Raw genomic sequence first — 11,829 nt, 5'->3', positions numbered from 1 at the left:
CTTTCTCGTTCGACTTGCATGTGTTAAGCACGCCGCCAGCGTTCGTTCTGAGCCAGGATCAAACTCTCCAGTTTAATATCCTGACCAATCACAAATCGATTGGACTTGTTTACTTCTCAAACCAAATGTTACTTTGGCCCGCTCGTTTACTGTTCAGTTGTCAAAGATCAAGATCGCGCCGGTAGCGGCACGCTGTTGCCGGTTGTTGTTCCGGCCGGCAGAAACGCAGTCTACCTTGTTTCCGACTCGCTGTCAAACGTTTTGTTTGCGCTGCGTGTCGTTTTCCCCGGCCGCCGTGTTGCTCATGACTCCGGGGTGGCAGTTTTTACACTGCCTGAGAGCTGCTGTCAATCTTTTTCTTTCAGCTGCCCTCGTTTTGTTGCCCGCAGATGATCTCTGCTGCAGCAACGAGGCGGGAAACTACATGACTCTGGCCAGACTGTCAACAGGAAAAACAGAGAAGGGGCTTTTCTCTGTTTTTTGAGCCCGGAGCAGGGTGGCGCAGCAGGCAACCGAAGGTTCTCCTGTTGTTTAAGGTAAAGCGATGTTCAAGCGGGTATCGTCCTGAAGAGAGCCTTATTCTTCGGAGGTCCACTTGCTCAGGGTGGCGATGATCTTGCCGGCCTGTGCTGCACTGGAGATGTTGAATTTTGATTTTGGCAGATACTGGCCGTTGCGTTTCTGGTATCTGCGGATGGAATATTTGTCCGGACCAAACTCACCGCTGGTACGATTGAGATCCTGGTACCGGAACATGATCGTGGTCCAGGCCCCCTTGGTAAGGATCTCCTTGTCCAGTTCCTTGACGATTACCTGGCCTTCCTCTTCATACTGGATTGTCAGCTCTTCTACATCTGCTGCCATGGTTGCTCCCTCTGTTTATGGATGCTGTTGATTGATGGTTGGGGGAATGTTTTCCCGGATGGCTGCCCTGGGTGCTTTGTTCTCGCCCCCAAGGGGCTGTGGCCTGTTGATCTGTCAGATCATAACTATAATTGACCTTGTTCTCAATATCCTGGATCCATTTTTCTGCACCTGCCTGTGGTTCATTTTTTTGAGCGAAGCGTATCTCTGCATTGCCAAGGGCTCGGCCTGAACCAAGGGTGGTGATTTTTTTTCCTGCCCATTCCCTGGCATGCCGATCTCCAGAGGCTCTTGCTGAAATCCTGTGAGCGTGGCAAGATATGGTGCCTGTTTCTGCTCTTATCGTCTGATGTTAAGTCGTGAAGCCAAATTCTCTCTTAGGTGAATGATGACGCTCTTGTTCCTGTACGTGGCCCTGGCCCTGGGGGTATCCTTTCTCTGTTCCATCATGGAGGCGGTGCTGCTCTCCATCTCCTCTTCCTACCTCGCCAGGCTGGAAAAAGATGATCCTCCCCTGGCCGTCCGCCTGAAGGCGTATAAAGACCAGGTCGATCAACCCCTGGCAGCTATCCTCAGCCTCAACACCATTGCCCATACCGTAGGTGCTGCCGGGGCGGGAGCGCAGGCTGCCAAAGTCTTTGGCGAGGCCTACCTGGGGGTCATCTCCGCGGTCTTAACCCTGCTGATCCTGGTGCTCTCCGAGATTATTCCCAAGACCCTTGGAGCCGCCTACTGGCGACAACTGGCCGGCCCTGTAGCGCTCCTGCTCAAGCTGACCCTCTGGCTGATGTGGCCGCTGGTCAAGATGGCCGAGGGGCTCACCCGTCTGCTGACCCGAGGGAAAAAGCCCCAGGGCATTCAGCGGGAAGAGTTCATTGCCCTGGCAGATCATGCCGACAGGGAGGGGCTCTTCCATCGTTATGAATCCAGGATCCTGACGAACCTCTTTGTCATTCGCGAACTCCGTACCCGGGATATCATGACGCCCCGTACCGTGGTTTTTGCCCTGGAACGGAGTGTTCGCCTGGCTGAACTGCTGGAACTTGATACGCCTCCTCCATTTTCCCGGATTCCACTCTACAGCGACGGACTGGATCAGATGGAGGGTTTTGTCCTTAAGCAGGAGTTGCTGCAAGCCGCCCACACGAGGCCCGAAGATACCCTGGCCACCTTCAGTCGCCCCCTGCTTACCGTGGATGGGGAGTTGTCGGTCCATGATCTCTTTGAGCGGTTGATGAACGAGGCCGCCCATATTGCGCTGGTGGTCGATGAGTACGGCAGCACCCAAGGGGTGGTCACCATGGAGGATGTGATTGAAACCCTGATCGGCCTGGAGATCGTCGACGAGGTGGATACGGTGGAAGATATGCAGGCCCTGGCACGTAAACAGTGGCAGCAGCGGGCAAAACAGCATGAGGGCCTTATGGTCGATCTTGGCTGAGGCCTGTCCTTTGCCGGCAAAGGACAGGCCTGGCAGGGTCTAGCCTTTGCTGAAGGTCAGCCTGCTTCCCTGGCTGTCCACCTGGATCTGGTCTCCCTGGTTGAAAGTCCCATCCAGGATCTCCATGGCCAGGGGATCCTCTATGTGGCGCTGGATGGCCCGTTTCAGGGGTCTGGCCCCAAAGGCGGGGTTGTAGCCAGCCTCCACCAGGAAATGGGCGGCCTCCGGGGTGAGGGAGATCTCATACTTCTGCTCATGGAGCCGTTTTTTCATCCGTTGGATCTGGAGGGCCACGATCTGGAGCAGGTCCTCCTTGTTCAAGCTGTGGAAGGTGATGATCTCGTCCACCCGGTTGAGGAATTCGGGACGGAACTGGCGGTGGAGCAGGTCGTCGATCTGCTGCTGCATCTCCAGCGGGTCACTCTGTTGCATCTCCATGATAATATGGCTGCCCAGGTTGGAGGTCATGATCAGGATGGTGTTCTTGAAGTCCACGGTCCTGCCCTTACCGTCGGTCATCCGGCCGTCATCAAGGACCTGGAGCAGGACATTGAAGACATCGGGATGGGCCTTCTCTATCTCATCCAAGAGGATCACCGCATAGGGACGCCGCCGCACCGCCTCGGTGAGCAGGCCTCCCTCATCGTAGCCCACATAGCCGGGAGGGGCACCGATGAGCCTGGCCACCGAATGCTTCTCCATGTATTCCGACATGTCGATCCGGATCATGGCATTTTCCGAATCAAAGAGAAAGTCTGCCAGGGAGCGGGCCAGCTCGGTCTTGCCCACCCCGGTGGGACCCAGGAAGATAAAGGAGCCCAGGGGACGGTCAGGGTCCTGGAGCCCGGCCCTGGCCCTGCGGACCGCATTGGCCACCGCGGTGATGGCCTCTTGCTGGCCGATCACCCGCGAGCCGAGCATGGTCTCGGCCTGGACCAGCTTCTCCTTTTCCCCCTCCAGCAACTTGTCCACCGGGATGCCGGTCCAGCGGGCCACCACCGTGGCGATCTCTTCGGCCGTCACCTCCTCCTTGAGTACCTGCTGGTCGAGCTGGATCTCTGCCAGCTTCTCTTCGGCAGCTGCCAGTTCCTTTTCCAGCTGGACAATCTGGCCATAGCGGATTTCAGCCACCTTGCTCAGGTCACCGCTGCGTTCTGCCCGCTGTTCCTCCATCCTGGCCTCGTCGATCTTGCTTTTAATGGTGCTGATGGTCTGGATGGTATCATGTTCCAGGCTCCACTGACCCTTCAGGCCCTTGAGGGTGTCCTCCAGGTTGGCCAGTGATTTTTTCAGGGTCTCCAAGCGCTCCTTGCTGGCCTGGTCGGTCTCCTTCTTCAGGGCCTCCTGCTCGATCTCCAGCTTGATCTTCCTTCGTTCCAGCTGGTCGATCTCCGTGGGCATGGAGTCGATTTCGATCCGAAGCAGCGAGGCGGCCTCATCGATCAGGTCAATGGCCTTGTCAGGCAGGAATCGGTCGGTGATGTAGCGACTGGAGAGGGTCACGGCTGCCACCGTGGCTGCGTCCTGGATCCGGACCCCATGGTGAACCTCATACTTTTCCTTGATGCCCCGGAGGATGGCGATGGTATCCTCTTCGCTGGGCTCCTGGACCAGGACCGGCTGGAAGCGGCGCTCAAAGGCGGCATCCTTTTCGATGTATTTTCGGTACTCGTCCAGGGTGGTGGCACCCACACAGTGGAGTTCTCCCCGAGCCAGGGCCGGCTTGAGCATGTTGGAGGCGTCCATGGAGCCTTCGGCAGCCCCGGCACCGACCAGGGTGTGAATCTCGTCGATGAAGAGGATGATTTCGCCGGCCCGTTGCTCCACCTCCTTTAAGACCGCCTTGAGGCGATCCTCAAATTCGCCCCGATACTTGGCCCCGGCAACCAGGGCGCCGAGGTCCAGGCAGATTACCTGCTTGCCCTCCAGGGTGGAGGGGATGTCGCCGTTGACGATTCGTTGGGCCAAGCCCTCGACGATGGCGGTCTTGCCGACCCCGGGTTCGCCGATGAGCACTGGATTGTTTTTGGTGCGCCGGGAAAGGACCTGGATGATCCGCCGGATCTCTTCGTCCCGGCCGATGACCGGGTCCAGCTTTTCCTGGCGGGCCACATCGGTCAGGTTGCGGGCGTACTTTTCCAGGGCCTGGTACTTTTCTTCGGGATAGGGATCGGTGACCCGTTGACTGCCCCGGACCGTGCTCAGGGCCTGGAGGAAGGCCTCCCTGCTGATGCCCTGCCGGTTGAGCATGGCGGTGACCTTGAGGCTCCTCTCGGCCAGCATGGTCAGGAAGAGGTGTTCCAGGGAAACATACTCGTCCTGCATCTCGGCAGCGGTCTTAAAGGCATGCTCCAGGAGGGTCCGGAGGCTGGCCGAGGCATAGGACTGGTTGGCGGCGGCTCCCTGTACCTGGGGCAGGGCTGCGATGAGCTGATTGGTCTCGTGGAGCACGCTGGCGGGAGTTATTCCTATCTTCTGGATGACCGGGACCACCACCCCTTCTGGTTGTTCCAGGATGGCCTTGAGCAGATGTTCGGGCTGGATCTCCTGGTTATGGTTGTTCTGGGCCAGGTTTTGGGCCGTCTGGATGGCCTCCTGGGACTTGAGGGTGAATTTATCCAGTTGCATTGGGCTCTCTCCTTATGGTTGCCGTCTCAGAGGGGCATGAAGGCCCGGATGTCGGGCAGTGCTCTTTTGTTGACTCGCTTGAAAAGCTGCTAATCCTTCCAGTCACAGCGTTGCGCTCAGGGGGTACCCTCGGAATAGCAACGATCTGCCCGGGGTACAATGTATCGTGCGCCTTGAGCTGGATCGAAAAATCTCATTCTTCAAGGAACCCTGTTCTCAGGTAGCCAAGAAAATAAGGATAAAAGAGGAGGTGTCAAGAATTTGGCAGGTTGGCGCCCGTTATCCAGGTTACGATCCCTGGAGCCCGGACAGGCCCTGCCTGGAGCAGAGGCCTGTCTGGGAAGGGGGCTGGTGATCAGCCGCAGGAACCGCCGGCGCAGGAGCTGCAGCCGCCGCCGGGCAGGGGGTGAGTGGAGCTGATGGCAAAGCCTGAACGGCTTCCCGCCTCAATGAATTCAACCTTGATCGTTCCGCAGGCGGCCAGGAGTTCTTTCTCCACCAGGAACTGGAGCTGGCCCTCTGTAAAGACCTGATCGTTATCACTGATCTGGTCGAGGGCCAGTCCCAGGGTGGGCCCTGAGCAGCCGCCCTGCATGGCAGCCACCCGGATGGCTGACTCTGTGTTGTTGTCCTTCAGGTAGGCGCTGAGGTTTTCCAGGGCGCTTGGGGTAATTTCAAACATGGGGTTCTCCTGTTTGTTCTGGGGAAATGGTAGGGCCCTGCTCAATAGGTACGTCGGTAGGGCTTTTATGGTGGTTGGCTGACAGGGGCTGAAGACAACGGCTGCGGCAGGATCGCCGCCGGCCATGGAGCCTCAACTTCTCTTCTTGCCCGCCTCTGGGAATCTTTGGGTTCGCCAGGAGGAGGCAGGCTGCCTTGGAGGAGCCTTTTCCTGATGGCGTAACTGCACTGGCGGATAAGACCTGGCCGCTGAAGAGGAGATCCGGAAATTCAGGAGGGTGTGCTATGGACATAAAAAAAGCCCCTGCCCGAAGGCAGAGGCTTGTCACTACGCGACTGTTGTTATCAGCCGCAGGATCCCGAAGAACAGGATCCGGAGCTGCAGCCACCGCCACCGCCAACCGGGTTGGTTGAGGTTATGGAGAAGCCGGAACGGTATCCTGCTTCCATGTAATCAACTTTTATCGCTCCACAGGAGGTTAATAAGCTTTCTTCAACCAAGAATTTGAGGGTATCTTCTTCAAAGGTCTTATCGTTATCTTTTGGCTCATCCAGAGCCAATCCCAGAGAGGGGCCGGCTCAGCCGCCCTGCATCAGGGCGATGCGAATGGCAGAATCGATTTTATTCTGCTCCAGATACGATTTAAGATTTTGTAAAGCTGACTCTGTTACTTCAAACATTCATACCTCCTAGGTGTTCGTTCTTAAACTCCCCTCAGGGGAAGGTGTACTGACTTTGCTCCTAAATGGTAAGGCTGGCTCCAGGTAAAGTCAATGCCACGGCAAGGAGGAGCGAAGGGTTCCCCCGGGAATTTCGCTCATCCAGGCTGATACGCCATCTACCATAGAACGGGCAAAGATGAAAGGCTCTCTGCCAGGAAAAACGGTGCCTCTGTCTGTTTTAAAGCTTGATCAGAATCGGCAGACAGGAGGCGATCAGTACCAGGGTCAGCAGGGGCCTGGCCATATTTTTCCCGGCCAGGTTGCCTTCCCGCAAAAAGGACCAGGCGTGATTACATCCTGATAAGAAGAGAAAAAGAAGCAAGGTGGTAAGTATGGTCAGCTCGGCTGTGCTCCCCCAGTTGAAGAGGTAGACGGCAATGCCGGTGAGGGCCAGGGCCAGGTTGTTGAGGCCAGACTGGCGTTGGTAGGGACTGGTGCCGTAGCCGGAAAGTCGGCCGGCGGTCTCTGCCAGCAACAGCGACTCGATCCCGGACAAACCGGCAATGGGGATCACCAGCCAGCCGGAGAGGAGGTGGAGTTGTTCAGCAGCTGAGTTGCCGAAGTAGTAGCTGAGCTGGATGCCGATGACGGCGGAGAGCCAGCGCGCTCCTTCCAGCATGCTGCAGATGGTCTGTTGACGGAGAGCCATCAGGACTCCTCCTGGCTGGGGGTGACGGGCAGCTGGTCGGCCCGGGTAGAGTGGTCAACCAGGGTGACTTGAATCGGCCCGGAGTCTGCCCCATGGGTGAGGGTCAGGTGGGGGAAGGGCATGGAGATCTCTGCCTCCTGGAAGGCCTGGTGTACCTGGTGGGCCAGGCTGTTTTTTGCCTCCCAGAAATCCTCGGTCTTGACCCAGATCTTGAGCAGGCAGGAGATGGCCGAGTCGGCAAATTCCGTGAAGGTGATCTTGGGGGCAGGGGCGGCAAGGGTGTAGTCGTTGGCCTGGATGACTTTCCGGAGCAGTACTGCCACCTCCTCCTGGTCGTTGCTGTAGGAAAAGGAGACCCCCAGACTGATCCGTTTTACGGGAAAGCGGGTGTGGTTGATGACGCTCTGGTTGAGCAGTTGCTCGTTGGGAATACGGATAAAGTTGTTCTCAGGTGAGCAGACCTTGACGGCCAGGAGATCAAAACTTGCAACCGTTCCTTTTTGTGCACCTACCTCGATGAAATCACCCACCCCAAAGGGGGCTTCCAGGGAGATGAAGATCCCGCTGATGATGTTGGAGATGGAGGTCTTGAAGGCAAAGCCGATGGCCATGCCGGCAACGCCAGCCGACCCCAAGAGGGCGGTCATCTTCAGGTCCAGCTCACGGAGGAGATCAACGCTGAGGATGGCGGCACCGAGGAAGAGGATCGATTTTTTCAGCAGCCTGGCGGTGTGCCTGTTGTAGTGGTCCACAGCTCTGGCTTCAACCAGCCTGGCCAGGAGGTAGAGCAGGGGGTAGCCAAGGAGCAGGATGATGGCCATCTTAAAGAGTTTTTCTGGGGTGAGCAAGGCTGTCATCTGCACCTCTGGGCTGATGAGGGGGAAAGGGGCTCTGTCCAACGCTGAGCAGAGTATGCTGCCGGCAAGAGGGGCATGGTGCTATCATATCCCCATGGTATAGGGAAAACAAGGGATTGCTCTGTTGTTGCCGCAGTGGGCCGCGATCGCCCCGCTTGGGCAGGAAAGAGAGGGCAATGGTGGAAAGGGGTTGTCAAAACGGCAGCTCTTTTCTACACTTTTAGGCGGAGGTGGTTGACTGATATCCTCCCGTTGATGATCCCCTGGAGAACCAGCGGGGTCGTATTTCCTGGGCAGCCCGCAGGGCAGCTCTCCTCTTGACGAGTACGGAAAATATTATGCGAGAGAAAATCTTGATATCCACCGGCGGCGGTGATGCCCCGGGATTGAATGCCGTGATCTTTGCGGTGGTCAAGGCGGCCACCCGCAAGGGCTGGGAGGTCTATGGCAGTCGCTCCGGTTACAGCGGACTGCTGGACCGGGATGACCTGATCCGGCTGACCCCGGAGAGCGTTGAGGGGATCCTGCCCATAGGCGGTACCATCCTGGGCTCTACCAACAAGGGCAACCCCTTTGCCATGCCGGTGGAGAATCTGGCCGGTGAGATCCAGGTCGTGGATGTCTCGGAAAAGATCATGGCCAGCTTCAAGCGGATGGGCTTCCTCTGTCATATTGCCGTGGGCGGTGACGGCAGCCTGGAGATTGCCCATCGTTTTGCCCAGTTGGGGATGCCGGTCATCGGCGTGCCCAAGACCATCGATAATGACCTGGAGGTGACGGACCGGACCTTTGGTTTTGATACCGCCGTCTCCACGGCCACCGATGCCATCGACAAGCTCCACTCCACGGCCAAGTCCCATGATCGGGTGATGGTGGTGGAGGTCATGGGCCGTGACTCCGGTTGGATCGCCCTCTACTCCGGGGTTTCCGGTGGGGCGGATGTGATCCTGGTGCCGGAGATCCCCTTTAGTCTCGATGCGGTCTGCGAGAAGATCGCCGACAATGAACTCCATGGTAAACACTACTCCATCGTGGTGGTGGCCGAAGGAGCCACCGCGGAGAATGGCGAGGTGATCACCAAGGGCAAGGGCGAATTGGGAAGGGAGGAGGCTGTCCTGGGGGGGATCGGCGAGTGGGTGGCCAACGAGATCCGCGAGCGCTTGGGCAAGGATACCCGTTCTCTGGTCCTGGGGCATCTCCAGCGGGGCGGCTCGCCCACCACCTTTGACCGTCTGCTGGCCCTGCGCTTTGGCGCCGCAGCCGTGCGGATGGCCGAAGCCGAGATCTTTGATCACATGGTGGCCTGGACCCCGCCTCACATGATCTCGGTGCCCATTGCCGATGCCATCTGTCGCCGCAAAAAGATCGACCTGAGCAGTGATAAGGTCCTGACTGCCCGCGAGATCGGGATCTGTCTGGGCGACACTCAGGAATAGTCGTGGCCGGGATCAGCGAACAGCTGCGGGCGATTTATCGTCTGCTGGCAGGTCACTTCGGGCCCCAGCACTGGTGGCCGGGAGAGACCCCATTTGAGGTGATGGTGGGGGCCATCCTCATCCAGAATACTAACTGGAACAACGTGGAAAAGGCCATCGCCAACCTCAGGGATGTGGACCTCCTCAGCCTGGAGCGCTTGAGTGCCCTGGACAGCGGGCTGCTGGCGGAATATATCCGCCCGGCCGGCTACCATAACCTCAAGGCGGCCCGGCTCCATAACCTCTGCAGCCGCGTCCTGGAGGTCAGTCAGGGGGATCTGGACCATTTTCTGGGCCAGCCTCTTGAAGAGCTGCGCCTTCAGCTGCTTGGGGTCAAGGGCATAGGTCCTGAGACCGCAGACGCCATCCTGCTCTATGCAGCCCGTTATCCGGTGTTTGTCGTGGATACCTATACCCACCGTATCCTCAGCCGCCACCAACTCATCGATGAGGAGTGCGGCTACCATCAGCTCCAAGAACTGTTCACCGACCACCTGGAGGCGGATCTCCACCTCTTTGGCGAGTATCATGCCCTCCTGGTGCAGACCGGCAAACACTACTGTCGGAAGAGCAGGCCCGACTGCAGCCACTGTCCCCTTGACGGATTTTAAGCCCTGGTTTTGACAGAGCCTTCAGCGGAGGCCGTCCTGTCGGGGTATCTTTTTTTTGTCCTGTAATCGCAAATTGCTGTTGTGGTGAGGTTCTTGTCTCAGCCTGGCGATGGTGATGAAAAATCCCCCTGCTTGGAGGAAAAAAGTTGACGCTTTCAGGGATTAGTGGTTTCTTTTTGTTCCACGAAAAAGTGGTATTCAATGACGGTTGTGTAAACGGAACACGGTGTAAGTCCGTGACGATCCCATCGCTGTAACCGGAATATGGACCGCAGGCCCTTCGGGGCAGTCACTGGCTCCCCGCGGGAACCGGGAAGGCGCGGCTCATGCAGTTTCCGGAAGTCAGAAGACGTACACAACAGTTATATGCAGAGAACGCGATGGTAAAGGGTTCTGAAAAGGCTGGAGTAGCCTTTCAGAACCCTTTTTGCGTTCTGGGAGCTGCTGTAAGCATGAAGAAGAGGAAAAGGAGCCCCATGAAGACCCAGATCGAGCTCGCCAGAGCAGATATCACGACCCCCCAGATGGAACGCGTTGCCCAGGACGAAGAGCTGAGTGCGGAACGTATTCGCCAAGGGGTGGCCGCAGGAGAGATCGTTATCCCCAATAACCCCATGCGTAGCATTCAGAAGGCGGTCGGTATCGGTAGCGGCCTGCGGACCAAGGTCAATGCCTCCATCGGCACCTCCTCGGATATCTGCGACCTGGAGGCCGAGGTGCGCAAGGCCAAGGCTGCCGAAGAGGAGGGCGCCGACACCCTGATGGAGCTCTCCGCCGGCGGTGACCTGGATGCCATCCGGAGAGCCGTACTGGCCAACACCCGCCTGCCGGTGGGCAATGTCCCCCTCTACCAGGCCTTTAAGGAGACCGCCCGCCGTTACCGCAATCCGACCCGTCTGGACCCGGAGTACCTCTTTGACCTGATCGAGGCCCAGCTGGCCGATGGCCTCAGCTTCATGGCCATCCACTGCGGCATCAACCAGTATACCATCGAGCGCTTGCGCAAGCAGGGCTTTCGCTATGGCGGCCTGGCCTCCAAGGGGGGCACCTTCATGGTGGCCTGGATGGATGCCACTGGTCGGGAAAACCCCCTCTATGAACAGTTTGACCGGGTCTGTGGGCTGATGAAGAAATATGATGCCGTTCTCTCCCTGGGTAACGGCATCCGGGCCGGTGCCATCCACGACAGCCATGATCGGGCCCAGATGGCGGAGATGATCATCAACTGTGAACTGGCCGAGCTGGGGCGGGAAATGGGCTGCCAGATGATGGTGGAGGGGCCGGGCCATGTGCCCCTGGACGAGATCGAGGGCAATATCATGCTGGAAAAAAGGATGAGCGGCAATGCCCCCTACTACGTGTTGGGTCCGCTGCCCCTGGATACCGGCGCCGGCTACGACCATATCGTCGCTGCCGTGGGTGCGGCCAATTCGGCTCGCTACGGGGCGGACCTGGTCTGCTACATCACCCCGGCAGAGCACCTGGCCCTGCCCAATGAGGAGGATGTCCGCGAGGGGGTCCGGGCCACCCGACTGGCGGTGCGGATCGGTGATGTGGCCAAGTATCCCCAGCGGCGGGATGAGGAGAAGCAGGCGGCCATGGCCAGGCGGGACATGCGCTGGGACGATCTGGAGCAGGTCCTGATGTTTCCTGACCGGGCCCGGGAGGTTCGCCGGGAACGCAGCCCCGAGGCCGAGGAGACCTGCACCATGTGCGGTGACTTCTGTGCCATGAAAAAGGGGATGGAGGTCTTTGCAGGCGACATTGCCGGTGACAAGGTATCGGCCAAGGATACTCCCCAGGAACAAGAGGCTGCCACCCTGTGAGCAGCACTGGTCGTCCTCGCGGAGAGGCTGCTCCCGGGCAGCACCCGAGGGGACACCATGGAGATGGAGAACAA

General features: G+C 58.4%; 10 protein-coding genes, 1 rRNA gene and 1 riboswitch. Of the genes, 4 read left to right on the top strand and 7 right to left on the bottom strand.

The features are described from left to right. Both G494_RS0116665 and G494_RS0116660 read right to left on the bottom strand, forming a co-directional pair. Positions 1-74 (bottom strand): 16S ribosomal RNA (locus G494_RS0116665); the annotation flags it as partial. A gap of 502 nt (positions 75-576) precedes the next feature. Then, positions 577-864: a hypothetical protein gene (locus tag G494_RS0116660; protein ID WP_028585421.1), complete on the bottom strand. Its 288-nt coding sequence runs from the start codon at positions 862-864 to the stop codon at positions 577-579. Between the two features lie 385 nt (positions 865-1,249). Between G494_RS0116660 and G494_RS0116650 the strand changes: the two genes are divergently transcribed. After that, positions 1,250-2,305: a CNNM domain-containing protein gene (locus tag G494_RS0116650; protein ID WP_208597702.1), complete on the top strand. Its 1,056-nt coding sequence runs from the start codon at positions 1,250-1,252 to the stop codon at positions 2,303-2,305. 39 nt (positions 2,306-2,344) lie between these two features. Here G494_RS0116650 and clpB read toward each other — a convergent pair whose 3' ends face one another. The 5 genes from clpB to G494_RS0116625 all read right to left on the bottom strand — a co-directional run bounded on the left by clpB (position 2,345) and on the right by G494_RS0116625 (position 7,843). After that, on the bottom strand, positions 2,345-4,933 hold the full coding sequence (gene clpB / locus G494_RS0116645; protein ID WP_028585418.1) for an ATP-dependent chaperone ClpB: 2,589 nt from the start codon (positions 4,931-4,933) through the stop codon (positions 2,345-2,347). 355 nt (positions 4,934-5,288) lie between these two features. Next, on the bottom strand, positions 5,289-5,615 hold the full coding sequence (locus G494_RS27025; protein ID WP_028585417.1) for an IscA/HesB family protein: 327 nt from the start codon (positions 5,613-5,615) through the stop codon (positions 5,289-5,291). 344 nt (positions 5,616-5,959) lie between these two features. Then, on the bottom strand, positions 5,960-6,295 hold the full coding sequence (locus G494_RS27480) for an IscA/HesB family protein (protein ID WP_167331685.1): 336 nt from the start codon (positions 6,293-6,295) through the stop codon (positions 5,960-5,962). A gap of 220 nt (positions 6,296-6,515) precedes the next feature. Further along, the gene (locus G494_RS0116630) at positions 6,516-6,986 is read right to left on the bottom strand and encodes a DUF6790 family protein (protein WP_051305791.1); all 471 of its coding nucleotides are present in this window, start codon (positions 6,984-6,986) and stop codon (positions 6,516-6,518) included. Further along, positions 6,986-7,843: a mechanosensitive ion channel family protein gene (locus G494_RS0116625; protein WP_028585414.1), complete on the bottom strand. Its 858-nt coding sequence runs from the start codon at positions 7,841-7,843 to the stop codon at positions 6,986-6,988. Before G494_RS0116625 ends, G494_RS0116630 begins: the two co-directional genes overlap by 1 nt. A 338-nt stretch (positions 7,844-8,181) precedes the next feature. Here G494_RS0116625 and G494_RS0116620 point away from each other — a divergent pair, with 338 nt between their 5' ends. The 3 genes from G494_RS0116620 (at position 8,182) to thiC (ending at position 11,755) form a co-directional block, all read left to right on the top strand. Next, positions 8,182-9,279, top strand: coding sequence for a 6-phosphofructokinase (locus tag G494_RS0116620; protein WP_028585413.1), 1,098 nt, complete (start codon positions 8,182-8,184; stop codon positions 9,277-9,279). Positions 9,280-9,281: 2 nt separating this feature from the next. Further along, positions 9,282-9,929 carry an endonuclease III domain-containing protein gene (locus G494_RS0116615; protein WP_232362586.1) on the top strand — a complete coding sequence of 216 codons (648 nt, stop codon included), beginning with the start codon at positions 9,282-9,284 and terminating at the stop codon, positions 9,927-9,929. Between the two features lie 179 nt (positions 9,930-10,108). Beyond that, positions 10,109-10,302, top strand: a riboswitch (cobalamin riboswitch). A 103-nt stretch (positions 10,303-10,405) separates the two neighbouring features. Further along, the gene (gene thiC, locus G494_RS24100; RefSeq protein ID WP_051305790.1) at positions 10,406-11,755 is read left to right on the top strand and encodes a phosphomethylpyrimidine synthase ThiC; all 1,350 of its coding nucleotides are present in this window, start codon (positions 10,406-10,408) and stop codon (positions 11,753-11,755) included. Positions 11,756-11,829: the final 74 nt, after the last annotated feature.

Origin of the sequence: Desulfogranum mediterraneum DSM 13871 (assembly GCF_000429965.1) — a bacterium.
GTDB classification, from domain to species: Bacteria; Desulfobacterota; Desulfobulbia; order Desulfobulbales; family Desulfobulbaceae; genus Desulfogranum; species Desulfogranum mediterraneum.
This window is presented reverse-complemented; position numbering and strand designations above follow the sequence as displayed.